Source organism: Bosea vaviloviae, from assembly GCF_001741865.1.
In the GTDB taxonomy this organism is placed as follows: Bacteria; Pseudomonadota; Alphaproteobacteria; order Rhizobiales; family Beijerinckiaceae; genus Allobosea; species Allobosea vaviloviae.
The window spans coordinates 3,276,357-3,294,557 of record NZ_CP017147.1 but is presented as its reverse complement, the minus strand read 5'-3'; the positions used below and the strand labels follow the sequence as shown (position 1 = coordinate 3,294,557).

Here is an 18,201-nt window from a genome sequence, read left to right as displayed (position 1 = left end):
AAGCGGCAAGTTCCAAAGCGGCAAGTCCCAGGCCGGAAACTCAATGAGGCAGAAAACCCGACCAGGATGCATCGTTGCGCATCACCGGGCCGTCCAACCGGCTCCCGATCGTCGACAGCTCCCTGACATACCGGCTGCGCATCGCCGCCGTATCGGCCTCTGCTTCGCTCGCGAGCCAGGTCAAATAGTCGTCGAGATGAACGGTGACGATTTTCAGGGCACAGCCCCTCGCCAGTAATTGGCGCATATCGCGAAAAGCACTGTCGAGCCATGCCTCATAGCTGATCGGCAAACCGTCGCTTCGGCTCAAGCCATCGCTTGGGCTCATCAGGCGCATTCTCTCGAAATCCTTGCGCTCATACCACGGCACGACAAGCACGGTTGTGAGGTCAACGCGTTGCATATCTGCCTCCCTTTTCGCCCTCGAGGACGAAAAAAGCAGGGCGCGGCGGTGGCGGCATTAACATTGGTTAAGACGTGGATTGATTCTACGGAACCGCATCGGGCGGGCGTCGAATCGAGCCTTGAAAGCGCATCTTCAATGACCGCGGGAACGTCTGGAGACTTCGCCGGTTGATCAGCAAAACGCCGTCCCGGCAGGCTCGGTCAGGGGCTCGCCATGCCCGCAAAATCCCGAGCCATTCCGTCAGGAATGGCATCTCGAAGGATGCTTCAGGAGCCTCCCGAACCATCTGGAGCATCCTTCGAGACGCCGCTTCGCGGCTCCTCGGGATGAGGGCTGAAATGCCCGAACAGAAGCTCAGGGATCGGGCGGTTGAGCGATGTTCGCCAGCACGGCGATCTGAACCGCCGTCGCATCGAAATGTCGAACGGCGAGTTCAGCGAGTTCAGCCAGCTGCTCGGGGGTGTTTGCGTTCCAAAGCCCGGCGACGATGTAGCCGAGACGCTCGCGCTCAGCGGGCACGCTCAGCGGGGGAATCGTGTCTCTCGCTTCGATCTCGCGCCAGGCCTTCTCGAACGCGTCCACGATCTCTGCGAGTTCTTCCGGAGTCGCGACAATGGACCGAAACGGCATGGTGGCCCCCCTGCTCCGACGAAATGGCGCCGAGTCCGCCTGGCGTCAAGCCTGCCTGGCGCGAACTCTGCGCGGCATCGATTCCGGCCGAACATAACCGCTCCCGCTGCGTTCGATCAATTTACGCCGAGTCATGCCCTTAGGTAAGCCGCATCAATGGGGCATCGGGATGAGCGGCTGCTGTGCCGCGAGGTCAGAGTTGCCAGATGACGGTCGCAAGATGACAGTGGAACGCCTACTCTGGCTGGGGATCGTTCTGGCCCTGGCTCTCATGGTCTGGGCCGCAGTCTCCATCCGGCCGGCTCCGGACGTTCCGGACGCGGCCTCTTTCGGGCAGGCCGGGGCAAAGCGTGGTCATTTTCACTGAACAATTACCAGCGTTGCGGGTTCAGGTTTCGCCTCTTGGAGCATTGCGGAAAAACGTGCTCGGATGACGGATTGGATCACCCGTTGACGGCCAATGGGTCTTGATCGCGTTGGCGATCAAGACGAGCCAGCGGCGGACCTGCGTAAAGACCAGAAATTCGTCATGGACACGCTGCTGGGCGCTCCGGCCGAGCATCTCACGCTTCCCCGGATCCCGCAGCAGGTCGTCGAGCGTCGCCGCGATCTCGCGCGGATCTTCCGGATTCGCCACCAGACAGCCGTCCAAGCCCGGGCGAATCTGTTGCCGAAGCCCAGCGGCCTGCGAACCCATGATGGCGGCGTGCTTCCACATGGCTTCCGTCGCGGTCAACCCGAAGCCCTCCTGCAGGGAGTTCTGCGCCACGATGTCCGAGCAGCGCTGCAGTGCATTGACGAGCAGCGCGTTGTGCTTCGCCGAGCTCATCGGCAGCAGGATGATCGCGATGTCGTCCTGGAGATCCGGCTCCAAACCTGCATAGGCCTTGCGAAGTTCCGCCAGCACCTCCTTACCCTCCGGATCGTCCTCGATCGATGCTGGATCGGGCCCCGCCAGGATCAGCCGCGCCAATTGCAGGGATCGTCGGTGGTCTTCGTCCAGATTGGATTTCTGTCTCAGCTCGCGCTTCAGGATGGCGAAGCCCTGCATCAGCGGGAGGAAGCCTTTGAGCCGGTCCCAGCGTGAAATCTGGGTCACGATCGGCCGATGGAGAAGCCCGATGTCCTCCGGCTCCGTGGCAGGCGCCCAGGTCTCGTCGCGCTGAAGCCGCTCCGCCAGTTGGGGGAATGGCGGCGTCGGCATCGGGCCGGGCGCCGCGATCAGGGCGCCGGCGGCCAATATCCCGACCAGCTTGTGGACCGATAGCTCTCGGTTCTTATGGCTGAGCGGGTCGATGGCGGGATGGATGATCGTTGCCCGGCCGGCGAGACAGCCGGGGATGTATTCTGGCGCCGTGAACACCGCATGGTCGTAGGCGGATCCGTATTCATCGAGGAATGCCCAGGCTGCGCGGGTCTCCGGCGTCTCCCGATCGAGGCCGATATGGCAGCGCCAGATCGCCTCGATATCCATCTTTTTCCTCAGCATAGCGCCCGCCCCCATCGGCTGCGGGTCGTGGACGACGAGCACATCTCCCGGCGAGATATGGCGCGCGATCATCTCAGCGGTGTCGCTGCTCACCTGGCCATAGAGCTCGCGGTCCGCAGCTCCCAGATTCGCATCTCGCTGGCCGTGGATCAGGTTATGCAGCCGCTTGGTCAGCCGAAAGAACGCGGGATCATCGCTCTCCATCACCAGCCAATTGGCGTCGACGCCGAGTTCACGCATCAGCGACAGCAGCGGCGGCAACAGCTCGGCCACGCCGCCGCCCTGGCTGGTGCTGTTCACCATCCACACCCGGTGGCCGTCCAGCACGGGAAGCAGGCTCTCCGCTTCCTGACGCAGCTCGCGCACGGCGCTGCTGAGTTGCGCGATGCTCTCGTAATCGGCGAGCGAAACCTGGTGTGGCGGTTCGACGAGATGCGCCATGAAAATGCTCCAGCATTCTCTCCAACGGCCGATTGCGGAGAACTCTTCATCGCGCCGTCTTGCGGATTGCCCTCGCCGGCCGTCGCATGGTCCGGAGGACCGCGGCTGCCCGGATCGAGACGGCGGGACCCTTGAACGGAATTCTCGGTGCAACTGAGCCGGCGGGCATCGGTTCCAAAGAAATCGGTCCCAAGACATCGGTTCGAAGACATCGCTCTAGGAACCGTCCCCCTGGGAAGGATGAGCGCCCAACGCCGCATCAGGCGCGGTGGTCGCCTCGATGGACTTGGTCGCCTCGGTGGACTTGGGCGCCTCGGTGGACTTGGGCGACTCGGTGGAGTTGGCCGAAAATCCGGCAAGGTCTTCCTTCAACAGCTCGCTGTTGATCGCGAAGGCCGCTGCGGCTCCTTCTCCGGCTGCGACGATGGAAAACTGCACATGACGTGACACGTCGCCGGCGACAAACACGCCGGGCACGCCGGTTTTTCCATAACCGCCGGTCCTCACCGATTTGCCCCGGCCGGCGTCGACGCCGAGGCGCCGGGCAATCTCGACATTCGCCGTCCCATCGGATCGGAAAAACAGTGCATCGGTCGGCAGGACCTCGCCGGACTCGAAAACAATCCGCTCCAAGGCGTTCGGCGCTGCCATCGAGCCGCGCGATCGGTTCCTCTCGGAGGGAGATCTTGCTCCTTGCCAGGCGTCGCCGTTCGGCCGGCTACAATTCGCAGGCACCGTCGCTGACGAGCGTGAGATGTGGCGACCAACCGGTCAGTTCCAGGGCGAGTGCTAAGGCTGCCTTGGAGCGGCCATACACGGCGATCCGCTGATCCCGTTGCTCGTAGCCGTCGCAATAGGGGCAATGCCATACGCCGCGACCATGGAAGCGGTCGATGCCTGCAACGGCAGGCAAGGCATCGGTAACGCCGGTGGCGACGAGGACCTTGCGACCGAAAAAGGTCTCGCCGCTTTTGCTGCCGAGCCGAAAGCCCGATCGACCTCGCTCCGCAGTGACGATCTCCGTATTCTCGCGCAGTTCGACGGTTTCGTAGGACCGCAGCTCGTCCGTCGCCAAGTGCAGGAAATCCGTAGGATTAATGCCGTCGCGCGTCAGAAAGCCCCCGAGCCGCCTTGAAGTCCGATTTCGCTGCAAGCCGGTGTCGCAGACCAGGACGGCGGCGCGCCCGCGCCAGGATGAGTGCCGCCGACAAGCCTGCCGGCCCGCCGCCCACGATCAGAACATCTCGTTGCATCAGCTGCGCTCCCGGTGATTTTGAACTGCGCTCCAAATGACTTTGCCCAGAAAGTGACTTCACCCAGAAATTGAGTTGGCCAATTCAGGAGTTGGAAAAGCAGTCTCTTGCGGCTCAGCCCCTGGCCAGGGCCGGGTCGTCTTGCTCGGACAAGGCGCGGATACGCTTCAGGTCCAAGACGAATTCGTCATAGGCCCGCCGCCTGGCGTCTTCGTCCGGCAGGCGCAGGAGATAGGAGGGGTGCACGGTGATATAGCCACGATGGCCATCGAATTGCGCTTCACCCCGGTTCCGACTGATCGGTAGCGCCTTGCCCGCCAAGGCCAACACAGCCGTGGCGCCAAGCGCGACCACGACCTCCGGCTGCACGAACTCCAGCTCCTTGATGAGCCACCAGCGGTAATGCCTGACTTCGCCTGCCGTCGGCCGCTGGTGAATGCGGCGCTTGCCACGTTGCTCGAATTTAGAATGCTTGACGGCATTGGTGAGGTAGACGCGACCGCGTGCGATGTCGGCCTCCGCCAGGGCACGGTCCATCTGGAAAGCCAAGTAGGAGCACGGTTGCCGCGACTTTGAGGCCCGGAGATCGACCTGGGAGTGTCGTGCCTGTGCGGTCGATGGCGATCAGTAGCGGGCGAGTATCGCTTCCATCTGGGCGATCTCCTTCTGCTGCGAGGCGACGATCTCGCGACAGAGCGCGGTGATCTCGACATCGGTGATCGAGGCTTGCTCGCACATCAGGATCGCGCCCGAATGATGCGGGATCATCGCGCGCAGGAAGTCGGCATTGTCGACCCCGGCCTGGGTTCGCATAGCGGCGAAGCTAGCGAGGAAGATCGCGATCGCGCCAGCGCCGATCAGCAAGTTGAGCCGCCGTGACGGAAACATCGAGCGCATCGAGACGAGCATGATGATCGACATCGGCGCCAGCATCATCAAGGTCATGTAGACGTTGTTGAGATTGAAATGAAAATGACGGAGCGTCGCGATCATCGCATACATCACAACGTACATGGCAATGAAATCGAGCGTCAGCTCCACCGCAAATCGGCGGTAATGGCCGCGCATATTGTCGTGCTGTTCTGTTCCCGATGTCGCCGCGTGTGGCATCGCGTGTCGCGCCGGCGGCCTTTGCTGTGCTTTCGATTTTGCTGGCATGGCAGAACCTCATTGCGGATCAATCCGGTCAACCGCGAGAGGACATTGTCGTTCCATCCCCGCGTTCCGATTGGATTTGCATCGGCTTGAGACAGGCACTGCCGGGGCAGCTGGCCGGCGGCGTTCCGGCTCCAAGGGGTTCGTGCGCCATGGCCCTTGCCGAGCGCAGCCTCGCGTTCGAGCGCCCGCTGACTACAGGCCATCCCTGAGCCCTCCCAGCTTGTGCAGACGCGGCTTGTCCCGGGAACCGCTGCGATCCGCAGCGGTTAGAAAACAGGTGCGGGGGATTCGCGTGCAGGAGGAACCACGTCATGACGCAGCATCCGCAACCACCCTTTCCGTCCCAGCCACAGACCATGCCCGGGATGACGAACAAAATGCACCCGACGCCCGATCACGGCGAGGTATCCTATCAAGGCTCCGGGCGTCTCCTGGGCAAGAAGGCGATCATTACCGGCGGCGACAGCGGCATCGGTCGCGCGGTCGCGCTCGCTTTTGCGCGGGAAGGCGCCGATGTCCTGATCGCCTATCTATGTGAGCACGAGGACGCACTGCAGACAGCACAACTCGTCGAACAGGCCGGGCGGAAGGTTGTCCTGATGTCCGGTGATATTCAGGACGCGGCCCATTGCCAGGCGATCATCGCCAAGGCGGTGTCGGATCTCGGCGGCGTCGATATCCTCGTCAACAATGCCGCCCATCAGGCCAGCTTCAAGGATATCGCCGAGATCTCTGATGAGGAGTGGGAGCTGACCTTCAGGGTCAATATCCACGCCATGTTCTATCTGACGAAGGCGGCCGTTCCTCACATGGGGCCTGGCAGCGCGATCATCAACACAGCGTCCATCAATTCCGACGTGCCCAATCCGTCCTTGCTGGCCTATGCGACGACCAAGGGCGCGATCCAGAATTTCACCGCCGGCCTCGCGCAGCTTCTTGCCGAAAAGGGCATTCGCGCCAATGCGGTTGCGCCTGGCCCGATCTGGACGCCGCTCATTCCATCGACCCTGCCCGAAGAAGCGGTGAAGAATTTCGGCAAGCAGGTGCCGATGAAGCGGCCGGGCCAGCCCGCCGAGCTGGCGACAGCTTACGTGATGCTGGCCGACCCACTGTCGAGCTATGTGTCGGGGGCGACGATCGCGGTCACCGGCGGCAAGCCGATCCTGTGATGCAGCCCGCTCCTGTGATGTGGAACCAGGGGGCGCCTTGCCCGGTTCGTGACGAGGCGATTGCAACGGAGGTGAACCGTGCAGAGCAAACTCCTCAATCAAGATAGCGGCGGACAGAGAACCTTCGCGCTCGTCATGGAAACCGGCGACGAAGTCATGAGCTGCCTGCAGGATTTTGCCGATCGCGAGCAGGTCACGGCAGCGCAGTTCTCCGCTATCGGTGCGTTGAGCGACGCAGCCCTCGCTTATTTCGACTGGGAACGGAAAGAGTATATCGACAATCCGGTGAGCGAGCAGGTCGAAGTGGCTTCGCTGACAGGCGACGTCGCCATGGCGCCGGACGGCAGCCGGGCGCTTCACATTCATCTTGTCGTCGGCAAGCGCGATGGGACGGCGCTTGCCGGGCATCTCATGAAGGCCCATGTGCGCCCGACCCTGGAACTCGTGATCACTGAAGCCCCGGTTTACCTGCGCAAGGTTTACGATCCGGAGAGCGGCCTGACGCTCATTCGTCCGCAGGCGTGAGAGCGACGCCCTAGCCGTGCCGGCATAAAAAACGATGGAACCTGTTCGGTGGAGACTGGTTGCTTAAGCATAGGCAAAGCGCCGCTCAACCTATGGAGATTCACATGAAACGCGTAATTCTCGCGTCGGTTTTCTGCGCCCTGACGACGGCTGGCGCCATGGTTCAGACATCGACGGCACAGACGACTGCACCGGCCCCCGCCCCCAAGGCCCCCGCTGAAACAAGCGCGCCGCAATCAGGTGCGAACAGCTTCACCGAGGCCCAGGCGAAGAGCCGCCTCGAAGCCAACGGCTATACCGCCGTCAGCGACCTCAAGAAGGACGATAAGGGGATATGGCGGGGCAAGGCCACCCATGCCGGCCACCCCGTCAGTGTCAGCCTCGATTATCAAGGCAACATCGTTCGCAACTGACCACTAGAAAGGAGAGTTCCGATGACACGCACGATTACCCGTTCCTATGATCACTTTGACGATGCCAGCGCCGTCGTCGCGCGTCTGGAGGCAGTCGGCATTGCGTCCGAGAACATCAGCATCCTCAGCCAGCGCAACGATGTCGACGACAGCAATGCCGAGGAGGGCGCCGGTATCGGCGGCGTCGCCGGCGGCGCGGCCGGGCTTCTCGCCGGCCTCGGGATGATCGCCATTCCCGGCATCGGTCCACTCGTCGCCGCAGGCTGGCTGGCGAGCACGGCCGCAGGCGTCGTCGCCGGCGCGGCGGTGGGCGGATTGGTCGGGGCCATGACCAGCGCCGGCGTCAGCGAGCGCGATGCTCATTATTACGCCGAAACCGTGCGCCGTGGCGGCTCGATCGTGTCCGTGCGCGTCGCCGACGTCCGCGCCGCCGAGGTCGAGGCGATCATGGATGGCGCGGGGCCGATCGACCCCGTCACGCGGCGGGCGGAATATGAGCGTGAGGGCTGGCGGCGCTTCGACGAGAGCGCCGCGCCCTATGGCGGCCCGATCTAGCTCGATCTAGCCTCATAATGTGCGGCCCGCGTCTTCTCAGGAGGCGCGGGCCGCTTTCTTCTGCCGGGCTCTTGGAAATCTCTCTGTTTGAGATATCCCACAGCTTCATCCTGAAAGTCGGGCCGGGCGATCAGCTGCGCCACATCTTCATCGGCGCGAGATCTTGGATTGGAGCCTGACCAGCGCGTGGCTCAGGCGCGCGGCTTCGGCATAGCGGGTCTCGAGATAGGGTATGGTTTGCTCGCCATCCGCGACGATGGCTTCCGACGAGCTGGCGAGCCGGCGCAGCGGCGTCGTGATCCAGTGCGAGCCGAGGTAGAGCAGCGCCAGCGCCACGATCGCGCCCGCGCCGAGCATCAGCCAGAAGGTGCGAACCAGCTCGCGCGTCGTGGCAAGCGCCTCGTCCAGGTTCTGCCGCACGAGAAGAGACCAGCCGAAGCCGGGCAGGTCCCCGTATGAGATCGATGGAACCACGACCGTCACATAGTCCTTTCCGTCGGACCAGCGTTCGTCCAGAACGGCCAGGGTCACGCGGTTGGCGGCCTGGGCGGCCCCGATATTCAGGGGCTTGTCGATCAGGCTGGCCGGGCCGTAAAGCACCGTCCGCTCGCGCGAGAGCAGGAGAAGCTCGATCCCGGGTGCCTGCAGATTGTTCAGGCTGTCGACGACCCAGCGCCAGTCGAGATGGGCGCCGACGACACCGATCACGGCGTTCGATTTCTGGATCGGCGCCGCCATGTCGATGAAGTGATACGGCTCCGCCGCGGCCGGCATCAGCTTCGCCAGCATCTGCGCCTGGTGGACATCGACCGCGGTGGGCCCTCTGAGGCCGCGGCGAAACCAGGGCCGCTCGGCGACGCTTTGCCCTTCGAGCATGCCGCGCGACGCGATGAGCACGGTGCCGGCCACATCGGCGACCCCGATCCAGGAATAGCGCGTATCGAGCTGGCTGATGAGGTTGAGGCTGTCGCGGCTTTTCGCGGGGGCGTCGACATCGATGATCTTCGAGAGCGCGCTGACCTCCTGCCAAAGCTGGTTGAGGCGCCGGCCGAGCAGGCTCGCACTCAGTTCGCCGCGCGCCTTCAGCCTCTCGACGAGCAGCGTCTCGGCGCGCCGCTGCAAGGCGCCGGTGTAGAACGTGCCCGCGATAATAGCGGGCATGAGCATCAACACGGCGCCGCCGCCAAAGACCATGGAGCGCAGGCTCAATCGACCGCTTGCCATCGTGTTCTCCTTCATCGCGTCAAGGCGCGGGCGAGCTCGCGGATCATCTGGCCGATATCGCCCTTGCCGGTGCCGGGCGGCACTGCGGCGGTATGCAACCGCGCGATGATCCGCTCGCGCTGCTCCTCGCTGGGGGTGAGCCTGATGCGGTAGCCATCCAGCGTCGGCGCGATGACGCGCGCCGCGATCTCCCCGATGATCGGCAGGCGCAGGCTGCCCTGCGCCCCCACGGACAGGCCGGAGGGGCCGCTGATCCTGGCGCCGCCGACGCCGAGATTGACCAGCCAGCCGCGATGCGCCTCGCCGGCGACGGTGAGGGTCACCGGCTCGATGATCTGGCGCATCGGACGGTCCGGGCGCGGCTGCTCGATGCAGGCCGCGATCGCCACCAGCAGGACAAGCAGGTTGTAGACCGTCCAGAACATCACCACGACCATGCCGTCGCCGGCGCGGGCGGCGTTGTTGACCAGAAAGTCGGAGCTCAGATTCATGACGAGGCCACCGACGGTGAGCCCGAAGAACACGATGAAGGGCCGCATCATCGGCCATTGCACGATCACCTTGGTGCGGTCGCCGCCCTTCGCCGTCACGGAGAAGCTGTGCGGCCCGGGCGTCAGCAGCCCAAGCGCGCAGGCGCGCGTGATCGGCCAGGCGGCCATGAGCTGGGCGACGTCATTGACGATCGGGATGAACAGCCCCTTCGAGAGCCAGTTCAGCACCGCCATGACGGCGATGTAATAGGGCACGTAATAAACGACGATGTCGGTGACCGAGGCGTTGACGATCGTGACGCCGAACCACCAGTAGAGCAGCGGGCCGATGATGCTGGCGAGGCGGAAGGGGAAGGTCGTGGTCCAGTAGAGCAGCGAGTCGAACACACTCAGCCGGTGGATGAGGCTGAGCTTGTGGCCGCCGAACGGGTTATAGACGTTGCGCACGATCTGCATCATGCCCAGGCACCAGCGGCCGCGCTGGACGATATACTCGCGCAGCCCCTCCGGGGCGAGACCTTCGGTCAAGGGCTCGTTGAGATAGACGGTCTTCCAGCCATTTTCGGCCAGCCGCAGGGTCAGCAGGAAATCCTCGGTGACGCTTTCCGTCGGAAAGCCGCCGATCGCCTCGAGGGCCTCGACCCTGACCATCGAGGAGGTGCCGCAGCAGACGGCGATCCCCCAGGCATCGCGGGCCGGCTCGACATTGTCGAAGAAATGCCGCTGCTCGTCGGGATAGGCCGAGCTGATGCCGAGATTGTGCTGGATCGGGTCGGGGTTGAAGAAGTGCTGCGGCGTCTGGACAAGGCCCGTCGCGCGATCGTGGAACAGCGCCAGGGCCCGTTCGACGAAATCGGTATGCGGCACGAAATCGGCGTCGAGCACCGCAACGAAATCGGGCGGATCGGCATCGCCGGCCCGCTGCGCCAGAGCATGGTTGATGTTGCCGGCCTTGGCATGGGCATTGTCGGGGCGAATGAAATAGCCGATGCGGTGGCGCTCGCAGAGCTCCCGCAGCCAGGGGCGCCGGCCGTCATCCAGGATGAAGATCCCCAGATTGGGATACATGATGGCCTTGGCGCCGATAATCGTGCGCTCCAGCACCTCGAGCTGTTCGTTATAGGTCGCGATGAGGATGTCGACGCGCGGCGCCGGGGCCGGCTGCCACCAGCCCTTGTTGCGGTCGGCCTCGCTGCTGCGCTCCTTCACCCGCGACAGGATGAAGAAGGCGATGGTCGAGGACAGGACGGTGAGCGCCTCCAGCAGCGCGAAGGACCAGCTCAGCACGGCATCGACATTCCAGGCGAGCGGCGCGACCGTGGCCGTGAGGCGCCAGATCACATAGCGCCAGGCCAGCAGCATCGCGGCGCCGAGCAGGAGCGCGCGCCAGTACCAGCGCCTGGGATCGAGCAAAGGCAGCAGCAGCAGGCGCAGGCCGACGACCACGGCCGCGCCGGCAAACGCCGCCAGCAAGGGCGGCAGGGCGAGCATCAGACCCCGTAGCGGGTCAGGAAGCGACGCAGCGTCGCCAGCGGCCCGCTCGTGAAGATGACGCGCCCCGTCCGGCCGATCGCACAGGAGAGGTCGGGCTGGCTGGCAAGCTCAGGCACGTTGATCGTCACATCGAAGCGCTCCAGATGCTCGGCGCTCGGCCCCACCGCCAGATTGGCGTAGAGGGTCGCAGCGCCCGAGCCGCCCAGGCGCGTGATCGTGCCACCGAAGATGCGATCGTCGCCGAACAGGCGGAACTGCACGGCCGTCCCGATCGAGAGGCTGTCATAGAGCGCTTCCGTCACGCTTGCGGTCACGACCAGGCTTCGGCAATCGACGAGCTTCACCAGATCCTGGCCGCGGCGCGCATATTCGCCGTCATCGACCAGGAAGTCCCAGGCCATGCCGGCGACGCGGGCGTTGAGCGTCGCCGAGGTCAGGCGGCTGACGCGAACCCGCTCGGCCCTGATCTGGCGCTCGAACTGCGCGGCCCGGGCTTCGATCTGCTCCTGTTCGGCGGCGAGCTCGGCGAGACGCAGGTCGAGCTCGCGGACACGCTGCGAGGAGAATGGCGCGTCATTGTAGGAATCGCCGATGAAGACGCCGCCGCGGGCCGAAGCCAGCTCGGTGGCGAGATAGTTGCTGCGCTGCCGGGCGCTTTCGAGATCCTGCTGGGCGACGTCCTGGGCGGCGCGGGCGCGTTCCAGATTGGCCGCGGTCTGCACGCCGCGACTGCTCAGATCATTCGCGCGCTTCAAGGACCCGTCGGCCTCGCGCAGGCGTGCGAGCGCGGCGTCCTGGGCCGCCCTGCCCTCGGCAATGCGCGCCTCGATCTGGCTGACGCGCCCCTTTTGATAATCGGCGAGCTGCGTCGCAAACCCGGCCCGCGCCTGGCTCAGAGCGGTCTTTTGCGTGGCCACGCGCCTGAGCTCGATCTGCTGGTTGTCGCGGTCGCGTTCGAGATCGAGCAGGCGGGCGGTGTCGAAGCGCTCATCGGCGATGTCGGCGACCAGTTCGCCGGCATTCACCCGCGCGCCGATGCTCCTGACGGCAAGGCTGACCTGTCCCTCGATCGGCGCGCGGATCACGTTGATCCGGGCATTGATCGTCGCATCGGCCGAGGTTCCCGCGAAATATTCGCCAACCAGCACAAAGAGGCCGCCAAGCAGCAGAACGACGCCGATAAGGATACGTAAAAATTTCAAATTTGACCTTCCGGTATGCCAAGGCGTTTCATTCACGCCGTCACATATGACGAATGCCTTAACATCCGGGCCGGCATTATCTCAACGCCAGATTGCCGCACCGTAACAGGCGATGCTCGCACGGATGCTGTCTGGTGTACTTCCAAGTGGCGGAAATTACTGACCTGCCTTCGGTTTTTCAGACCGTCAAGGCTGGATTGCCAAAGGCCACGCAGGCCTGACGCAAGGGCTGGAAGCACCCACAGCCTGACGGCCGCGCCACCTGTGCGACGCTTGAAGAGCGGCCGTTCGGGCGCCAATGTAGCTTGACCACGGAGGGAGCACGAACGGTGCTCTCCGCCCGCCGGCTTCGCCGATGCCACGCCATGACAGATCACTGATCGAGCCCCCTCCGGCCCGAGGTTCAGGCTGTCGGCACGGTTCCGCCGTCGATGACGAATTCCGTGCCGGTGATGGCGCTAGCGCGCGGCGAGGCAAGGAATGCGATGAGGTCGCCAACCTCAGATGGACGTGCCGGTCGGCCGAGGGGAATACCGCCGAGCCCTTGCATGACGATGGCCTTGCCGCCTTCGTAATCCGTGCCGGCCTCAGCCGCCAACCGCTCGACAAAAGTGACCGCAGCCTCCGTCTCGACCCAGCCCGGCGAGACACGGACCACGCGCACGCCTTTCGGCGTGACCTCCTTGGAGAGGCTTTTGCTATAAGTGGAGAGCGCTGCCTTGGCCGCGGCATAAGCGGTGGTCGATTGCGGCAGCGGCAATTGATGCTGGATCGACGTCACATGGATGATGACGCCCGATCCCTGAGCGATCATCGACGGCAGCAGGGCGCGATCGATCCGAACCGCCGACATCAGGTTCAGGTTCAACTCCCGTTCCCAGATCATGTCGTCGATGACCGCGAAGCCACCAGGCGGCGCAGCTGATCCACCGACGACATTGACGATGATATCGACACCGCCGAGCTGGTCGAGGACACAGCTCGCGACATGCGCGCAACCCTCGGCCGTGGTGAGATCGGCGGCGATATAGGAGATGCCGGAGGGGGATGTTTCGGGGACGACACGCGCGGTCGTCGCGATCCGAACCCCGGCTTTCCCCAGCACATCGACGACGGCCGCGCCGACGCCTTTCGTGCCGCCCGTCACCAGGGCACGGCGCCCCTTCAAATCGAGGTCGAAGCTCATAGCCCGATCTCCAGGCTGGCGATCTTGCCGGCTTCGAGGACGAAGCTGTAGCGTAGATCGACAGGGCTGCCGGGGAAGTTTCCGGTCACCCGGCTGGTGACGATAGCCCGGCCCTGATCCTGTTCAATAGCGAAGGGCTCGCTGACATAGGTGTATTTGGTGGAGGCCTGCGTCTTCCAGCGGCGGATCGCCTCGCGGCCAGCATGGGTCTTTCCCTCGTCCTTCACGATGCCAGCCTCGGTGAAACAGTCGGCGACGCCGGCGCGCTCCGTACGGTCGGCTGCGAAATAAGCGGCAATGGGTTTTGGCAAGGAAACGGACATTGGTTTTCCCTTCGTGGTCATCGGCGCCATCGCGGCGATGGCGTTGCATCCCGAAAGAGTTCGCCCTAACCTGACCAAATGACAAGAACCGACGAAAAAGTAAGGTACTCACCTGAAAGTAAGCTAAGTCCTGCGGTCTATACGCGCGAAACGGCGGCTGAGGGCGTCGAGCAGGCGCTGAAGCTGCTCGAAGGGCGCTGGAAGCTGACCATTCTCTTCCATCTGTTCGGGGGACGGGTTCAGCGCTTCTCGGAGCTTGAACGGGCGATCCCGGCGGTATCGCAGAAGATGCTGATCCAGCAGCTTCGCCAGATGGAGCAGGACGGCATCGTTCGTCGCATCGTCCATCATCAGGTGCCGCCGAAGGTCGAATATGCGCTGACCGACTGGGGGCAAGCCCTATGCCCTGCACTCGACGCGCTGTTGACCTGGGCTGGTCAACGACCCGCAACCGCCGAGGCGCCTGAGGGCGATATCTGCGAGCCGTGATGTCGGGAGCGTCGATCAGCTTGCCGTGAAGCGTCGCGGATTGCGGCCGCACGATCCATGCAGAGGCAAGTCATGCGGCGCCAGAGGGCCATGGCATGGCCGGGGCCTATTTGGGCGGTACGTCAGCGGCGATCTCCACCTCGACTTCCTTATAGGCGTCCACCAGATTTGGCTTGACTGCGAGATCGGGCCTCGCTGCGCTGACGTATTTCTCCAGTAGCGATCGCCAGATTAGTCCGCATTGAGCTTGGGACAGCCTGCTGCGCCGCATGATCATCTCAATCGTATTGACCTGCTCTATAGCAGCTTCCGGCGCCCCGTTCCCGCGGAGCAGAATGGACACAAAGCAAAGAGGCAAAAAGATAGCGAGGTAGGTCCAAAAGGAAGTTGCGACCGCCAAATTAGCGAATTGCGAAGACGGATCTACAAGATGCCAGGCACGACTAAGGAGGCCCGCCATTTGGCTCAAGCCAACGGCGCAGGCAATGCGAATTGGGTAGTTTGCTCCAAGCGCTTTCAGGAGTTGGCGCATCAAATGAGAAACTGGCTCGCTCACGAGGGTGCCCCTGCGTATCCGCTGACCACCGAGCCGGTAGTACTTTCAATCTTCTTCGACTGCGATATAGCCGCGCCAGGCGGTAGCCCGCCGTCTACGGAAGACCGGGACAAAAAGGAAATGATCTCCAAAACCTCGGCGGCCTGCGCGCCAAAATAACCTCGAGATATTCGCCAGTATGAAACGGCACGGTAAGCTATGATTACGCCGATGGCGGTGACACAAGTCACAATCTCTGCTACACTCGAAACGAAAATCGCGACACCCAATCCAATCAAAAGCAACAGGATCGCCAAATAAAACTGACCTTGAGTGCGGCCAATCATGGCCTTTTCGATCGAAATTCTACTCCGCGCATCTGAAAAAAACATTCGAGCTGAAATCAATGCCAATCTAGCGGCGATATATGCAAATAGTAATTGCCGAGCCCTTCCATATGAGAGGACCGACCCAGCACCAGACAGCAAAATTGCAATAGGAATGGCAAATAGAGTTACGGTAATTCCGAACAGGTAATAAATTAGCGCTCCAGCTATTGGGAGCGCGATAGCGAAGCCAATTGCAGTACCACTTCGATCATCTCTTGCCAACTCAGCAAGCGTCATCAAGCGCTGGCTCAGCGCAAGCAGCATACTAGCCATTGACCGGAACAAGCGCATCCCCCAAGCCCAAAACCGCGTAGCGCTCACAATAGAGCGCAAATTGGGTGGACTTGCAATCAGTCACGGCAAAAGATCAGCAGCTTCTAGCCGCTCCACTTCAGAAAGGACTGAGCACGGCCTGGCAAGAGGTATTAGGAAGCTTGCTCCTGCAACGCCGAACTGCTATACTGGTAACGATTTACGACGTTAGATTTACTTAGCAAAATCGATGCATCGGCGAGTGGCGGACCCTTCCGCCAACCCCACCGATTGCCGGATGGGCGACCCACCGCTGTCACAGACCGCGCAGGCGTGCCCGCAAGGCCGAGGAATTACCGCTTTCTCAGCAGCAAAATGATGGTTAGCGCCGGTCAAGCAGCTAGCGCTTTCCCATCACAACATTCCATTCGATGTCGTAACCGGCCTCTTGGAGTTCCGATGCCAAAGCCCGCTGCCATGCGCCGGCTGGATCGAATTCCTGATAAGCGACACCGAAAAAGTCAGAAGGAAGTTCAATGTCGCCCGATTTCAGAGCGACCACGCGATTGCGACCCAGCCGGCCAATGAAGTAGCCGAGTTCAAGGATTACGTTCTGCCGAGCGCGGGGGTGCTGCCGCTCTCCTTGGAGACCACCTATATCGTCAGGGGTCAACGGTACGACAGCGAAACCAACTTTGCCGTGCTTCTCGAACTTCTCGATTATCGTATGCCCGCCGTTTGCTTGTTCGTGCAAGATGATAACACTGAAGCCGATGCGCTCCAGAAACCTTGCCACGGCCTCGCGCGGGTGGGGATCTCGTCCGTGAACGATAAAGACTGAGCGCTCAGGTTCGGCGGGCGCCGATTGGGTTGTGGTGCTAAAGCTCAAGGTTCTCTTTGTGCTTCTTGGCGGGGCTACTCGGCACCCTTTGGTATAAAAAGATCAATTAATCATACTACAGTATGATTTATGTATTCCTGCATCAACCTGCGGCCTGACCGGCTCGCGTTGACGACGTGCCCTCCCCGCATGCCGCGACAATCGACCGGCTCATGCCATCGGCTGAGCTACATGCCCAGGCGATCACGGGCGACGGTCAGGCGAATTGACAATCCATCCGGCCTCCAGTCGCGAACGATCTCCCCGCCAAGTTGCCCCTTTACGGTGGCCCTTGCGAGAAGAGTGCCGAAACCGTCGCCATCGCTCGATTGCTCCACGGCTGGCCCACCGCTTTCGGTCCAGGCAAGGGTGAATTGGTCACCCTCCTCCTTGCAGACGATGTCCACGCGGCCTTCGGGGGACGACAGCGCCCCATATTTGGCGGCGTTGGTCGCGAACTCATGCAGCAACAAGGCAAAACTCGTCACGGCAGCCCCGGCGAGCGCGATGTCCGGGCCGCGGATTGCGGCACGCGATCCATGCTCGCCGGAAACGGCATCATAGGGCGCCAGGATGGTTCGAAGCAGCGTATGCAACGTCGTTGCCTGCTCAATCCGGCTGTTGGCTTCGGAGGTTCGGGGGATGGTGAGAGCGTGGGCTTGGGCCAGCGCATTCAGGCGCGCCGAAACGGCGCTTGCAAGTTCTGCCGGCGTACTTGCCGAACGCGCGCTCAGTTTCACGACGCTTCCGGCGAGCGTGAACAGGTTTTTGATACGATGATCCATCTCCTTGATGAGGAGATGCTGCTGTTGCTCGGCGCGCCTTCGCTCCGTGATATCGCGGGCGATCTTTGAGGCGCCGATGACGCGGCCATCGCGAGTGGTGATGGGGGAAACGGATAAGGAAATCTCGATCAGGCTGCCATCCTTGCGCCTGCGGACCGTCTCGTAGTGATCGATACGCTCTCCGCGCCTGATGCGGGACAGGATCTCCGGTTCTTCGTCGTGGCGCTCGACGGGGATGAGCATAAGCACCGGTTTGCCGACGGCCTCCTCGGCGGTGTAGCCGAACAGCCGTTCCGCCCCATGGTTCCAGTTGATGATTATGCCATTCAAATCCTTGGCGAGGATCGCGTCGTCGGAAAACTCGACGATCGCGGCATAGCGCTGAGCCGCCTCGTCGGTGGCGGCACGGGTGGTGAGGTCGACCAGCATGTTGACCGCGCCGATCAGGCTTCCCTCGGCATCGAAGAGAGGGGTCGGAAAGGCGAGGAAGGGAATGCGGCTGCCATCAGGGCGTTCGGCGACGGCCTCCATGCCTCGGATGGGGCGTCGCTCTCTGAGCGCGATGGCCATCGGGCATTCGTCATGGGGCAGCAAACTGCCGTCGGGCCAATAGAGCTTCCAGGAACCGCAGAATTCGCTTCTGCCCAATTCGGGATGGACACCCCAGAGTTCAGCGGCAGCCGCGTTGTAGAAGGTGATCCGCCCGTTCTCGTCGGTCGTGTAGACGGCCTCCGGCAGCGCCTCGAGAATATCCTGGACGAGGATGTTGCGAGGAAGAACGGGTGACGGGGATCGAGGGTTCGGCTCCGGTTCGAGCAGCTTTCGGTCAAGCTGCTCTTGACGCCCTGCTATGTCCATCGCCATCGCCGATATCTGCGCATCCCGCATGCCGAGCTCCTTCATCGCTTCCAG

General features: G+C 62.8%; 21 protein-coding genes and 1 pseudogene. 5 read left to right on the top strand and 17 right to left on the bottom strand.

Going from position 1 to position 18,201, the window contains the following annotated elements; all coding sequences use genetic code 11:
• Window positions 1-40: 40 nt before the first annotated feature.
• From BHK69_RS15165 to BHK69_RS15135, 8 genes and pseudogenes are all read right to left on the bottom strand, one after another.
• Window positions 41-403, bottom strand: coding sequence for a hypothetical protein (locus BHK69_RS15165; RefSeq protein ID WP_069690827.1), 363 nt, complete (start codon window positions 401-403; stop codon window positions 41-43).
• Between the two features lie 357 nt (window positions 404-760).
• Window positions 761-1,036, bottom strand: a complete 276-nt coding sequence (locus BHK69_RS15160; protein ID WP_069690826.1) for a hypothetical protein — start codon at window positions 1,034-1,036, stop codon at window positions 761-763.
• Window positions 1,037-1,424: 388 nt separating this feature from the next.
• Window positions 1,425-2,966 carry a glycosyltransferase gene (locus BHK69_RS15155; RefSeq protein WP_069690825.1) on the bottom strand — a complete coding sequence of 514 codons (1,542 nt, stop codon included), beginning with the start codon at window positions 2,964-2,966 and terminating at the stop codon, window positions 1,425-1,427.
• Window positions 2,967-3,182: 216 nt separating this feature from the next.
• A complete protein-coding gene (locus tag BHK69_RS32625; RefSeq protein WP_069690824.1) occupies window positions 3,183-3,617 on the bottom strand; it encodes an NAD(P)/FAD-dependent oxidoreductase in 435 nt (144 codons plus the stop codon).
• A 67-nt stretch (window positions 3,618-3,684) separates the two neighbouring features.
• Window positions 3,685-4,041 carry an NAD(P)/FAD-dependent oxidoreductase gene (locus BHK69_RS15145; RefSeq protein ID WP_069690823.1) on the bottom strand — a complete coding sequence of 119 codons (357 nt, stop codon included), beginning with the start codon at window positions 4,039-4,041 and terminating at the stop codon, window positions 3,685-3,687.
• Window positions 4,042-4,060: 19 nt separating this feature from the next.
• Entirely contained in the window at window positions 4,061-4,219 is a 159-nt protein-coding gene (locus tag BHK69_RS33565; protein WP_148663431.1) for an FAD-dependent monooxygenase, read from the bottom strand.
• Window positions 4,220-4,333: 114 nt separating this feature from the next.
• Window positions 4,334-4,756, bottom strand: a pseudogene (locus tag BHK69_RS15140) (uracil-DNA glycosylase family protein); the annotation flags it as partial.
• A gap of 87 nt (window positions 4,757-4,843) precedes the next feature.
• Window positions 4,844-5,329 (bottom strand): DUF305 domain-containing protein, encoded by a 486-nt coding sequence (locus BHK69_RS15135; protein ID WP_244548205.1) that lies wholly within the window; start codon window positions 5,327-5,329, stop codon window positions 4,844-4,846.
• 359 nt (window positions 5,330-5,688) lie between these two features.
• Here BHK69_RS15135 and BHK69_RS15130 point away from each other — a divergent pair, with 359 nt between their 5' ends.
• The 4 genes from BHK69_RS15130 to BHK69_RS15115 all read left to right on the top strand — a co-directional run bounded on the left by BHK69_RS15130 (window position 5,689) and on the right by BHK69_RS15115 (window position 8,039).
• Window positions 5,689-6,546, top strand: coding sequence for an SDR family oxidoreductase (locus tag BHK69_RS15130; protein WP_069690820.1), 858 nt, complete (start codon window positions 5,689-5,691; stop codon window positions 6,544-6,546).
• Window positions 6,547-6,624: 78 nt separating this feature from the next.
• Window positions 6,625-7,071 carry a PPC domain-containing DNA-binding protein gene (locus BHK69_RS15125; RefSeq protein WP_069690819.1) on the top strand — a complete coding sequence of 149 codons (447 nt, stop codon included), beginning with the start codon at window positions 6,625-6,627 and terminating at the stop codon, window positions 7,069-7,071.
• A gap of 104 nt (window positions 7,072-7,175) precedes the next feature.
• Window positions 7,176-7,484, top strand: a complete 309-nt coding sequence (locus BHK69_RS15120; protein ID WP_069690818.1) for a PepSY domain-containing protein — start codon at window positions 7,176-7,178, stop codon at window positions 7,482-7,484.
• Window positions 7,485-7,505: 21 nt separating this feature from the next.
• A complete protein-coding gene (locus BHK69_RS15115) occupies window positions 7,506-8,039 on the top strand; it encodes a hypothetical protein (protein WP_069690817.1) in 534 nt (177 codons plus the stop codon).
• A gap of 147 nt (window positions 8,040-8,186) precedes the next feature.
• On the opposite strand, the gene BHK69_RS15110 is transcribed toward BHK69_RS15115, so the two are convergent.
• The 5 genes from BHK69_RS15110 to BHK69_RS15090 all read right to left on the bottom strand — a co-directional run bounded on the left by BHK69_RS15110 (window position 8,187) and on the right by BHK69_RS15090 (window position 13,959).
• Window positions 8,187-9,263 (bottom strand): cache domain-containing protein, encoded by a 1,077-nt coding sequence (locus tag BHK69_RS15110; protein WP_148663430.1) that lies wholly within the window; start codon window positions 9,261-9,263, stop codon window positions 8,187-8,189.
• Between the two features lie 11 nt (window positions 9,264-9,274).
• Complete coding sequence (locus BHK69_RS15105) at window positions 9,275-11,245, bottom strand: glycosyltransferase (protein WP_069690815.1); 1,971 nt, start codon at window positions 11,243-11,245, stop codon at window positions 9,275-9,277.
• Entirely contained in the window at window positions 11,245-12,450 is a 1,206-nt protein-coding gene (locus tag BHK69_RS15100) for an HlyD family secretion protein (protein ID WP_069690814.1), read from the bottom strand. Before BHK69_RS15100 ends, BHK69_RS15105 begins: the two co-directional genes overlap by 1 nt.
• Before the next feature lie 403 nt (window positions 12,451-12,853).
• Window positions 12,854-13,636: an SDR family oxidoreductase gene (locus tag BHK69_RS15095; protein WP_069690813.1), complete on the bottom strand. Its 783-nt coding sequence runs from the start codon at window positions 13,634-13,636 to the stop codon at window positions 12,854-12,856.
• Window positions 13,633-13,959, bottom strand: a complete 327-nt coding sequence (locus BHK69_RS15090) for a nuclear transport factor 2-like protein (protein ID WP_069690812.1) — start codon at window positions 13,957-13,959, stop codon at window positions 13,633-13,635. The genes BHK69_RS15095 and BHK69_RS15090 overlap by 4 nt, the downstream gene beginning before the upstream one ends.
• Window positions 13,960-14,037: 78 nt before the next feature.
• On the opposite strand from BHK69_RS15090, the gene BHK69_RS15085 reads away from it, so the two are divergent.
• Entirely contained in the window at window positions 14,038-14,448 is a 411-nt protein-coding gene (locus BHK69_RS15085) for a winged helix-turn-helix transcriptional regulator (RefSeq protein WP_069690811.1), read from the top strand.
• Window positions 14,449-14,554: 106 nt separating this feature from the next.
• On the opposite strand, the gene BHK69_RS15080 is transcribed toward BHK69_RS15085, so the two are convergent.
• The 4 genes from BHK69_RS15080 to BHK69_RS15065 all read right to left on the bottom strand — a co-directional run bounded on the left by BHK69_RS15080 (window position 14,555) and on the right by BHK69_RS15065 (window position 18,192).
• Window positions 14,555-15,004 (bottom strand): hypothetical protein, encoded by a 450-nt coding sequence (locus tag BHK69_RS15080; RefSeq protein ID WP_148663429.1) that lies wholly within the window; start codon window positions 15,002-15,004, stop codon window positions 14,555-14,557.
• Window positions 15,001-15,636 carry a hypothetical protein gene (locus tag BHK69_RS32035; RefSeq protein WP_148663428.1) on the bottom strand — a complete coding sequence of 212 codons (636 nt, stop codon included), beginning with the start codon at window positions 15,634-15,636 and terminating at the stop codon, window positions 15,001-15,003. Before BHK69_RS32035 ends, BHK69_RS15080 begins: the two co-directional genes overlap by 4 nt.
• Before the next feature lie 388 nt (window positions 15,637-16,024).
• Window positions 16,025-16,513: a TIR domain-containing protein gene (locus tag BHK69_RS31435; protein ID WP_083269447.1), complete on the bottom strand. Its 489-nt coding sequence runs from the start codon at window positions 16,511-16,513 to the stop codon at window positions 16,025-16,027.
• Window positions 16,514-16,692: 179 nt separating this feature from the next.
• Window positions 16,693-18,192 (bottom strand): PAS domain-containing HWE histidine kinase family protein, encoded by a 1,500-nt coding sequence (locus BHK69_RS15065; RefSeq protein ID WP_244548204.1) that lies wholly within the window; start codon window positions 18,190-18,192, stop codon window positions 16,693-16,695.
• Window positions 18,193-18,201: the final 9 nt, after the last annotated feature.

Bases quoted from the DNA above. Each gene is read 5' to 3' on its own strand.
- BHK69_RS15165 (WP_069690827.1), bottom strand. From the start codon at position 403: ATGCAACGCGTTGACCTCACAACCGTGCTTGTCGTGCCGTGGTATGAG.
- BHK69_RS15160 (WP_069690826.1), bottom strand. From the start codon at position 1,036: ATGCCGTTTCGGTCCATTGTCGCGACTCCGGAAGAACTCGCAGAGATC.
- BHK69_RS15155 (WP_069690825.1), bottom strand. From the start codon at position 2,966: ATGGCGCATCTCGTCGAACCGCCACACCAGGTTTCGCTCGCCGATTAC.
- BHK69_RS32625 (WP_069690824.1), bottom strand. From the start codon at position 3,617: ATGGCAGCGCCGAACGCCTTGGAGCGGATTGTTTTCGAGTCCGGCGAG.
- BHK69_RS33565 (WP_148663431.1), bottom strand. From the start codon at position 4,219: ATGCAACGAGATGTTCTGATCGTGGGCGGCGGGCCGGCAGGCTTGTCG.
- BHK69_RS15135 (WP_244548205.1), bottom strand. From the start codon at position 5,329: ATGCCACACGCGGCGACATCGGGAACAGAACAGCACGACAATATGCGC.
- BHK69_RS15130 (WP_069690820.1), top strand. From the start codon at position 5,689: ATGACGCAGCATCCGCAACCACCCTTTCCGTCCCAGCCACAGACCATG.
- BHK69_RS15120 (WP_069690818.1), top strand. From the start codon at position 7,176: ATGAAACGCGTAATTCTCGCGTCGGTTTTCTGCGCCCTGACGACGGCT.
- BHK69_RS15115 (WP_069690817.1), top strand. From the start codon at position 7,506: ATGACACGCACGATTACCCGTTCCTATGATCACTTTGACGATGCCAGC.
- BHK69_RS15110 (WP_148663430.1), bottom strand. From the start codon at position 9,263: ATGGCAAGCGGTCGATTGAGCCTGCGCTCCATGGTCTTTGGCGGCGGC.
- BHK69_RS15105 (WP_069690815.1), bottom strand. From the start codon at position 11,245: ATGCTCGCCCTGCCGCCCTTGCTGGCGGCGTTTGCCGGCGCGGCCGTG.
- BHK69_RS15095 (WP_069690813.1), bottom strand. From the start codon at position 13,636: ATGAGCTTCGACCTCGATTTGAAGGGGCGCCGTGCCCTGGTGACGGGC.
- BHK69_RS15090 (WP_069690812.1), bottom strand. From the start codon at position 13,959: ATGTCCGTTTCCTTGCCAAAACCCATTGCCGCTTATTTCGCAGCCGAC.
- BHK69_RS15085 (WP_069690811.1), top strand. From the start codon at position 14,038: ATGACAAGAACCGACGAAAAAGTAAGGTACTCACCTGAAAGTAAGCTA.
- BHK69_RS32035 (WP_148663428.1), bottom strand. From the start codon at position 15,636: ATGCTGCTTGCGCTGAGCCAGCGCTTGATGACGCTTGCTGAGTTGGCA.
- BHK69_RS15065 (WP_244548204.1), bottom strand. From the start codon at position 18,192: ATGAAGGAGCTCGGCATGCGGGATGCGCAGATATCGGCGATGGCGATG.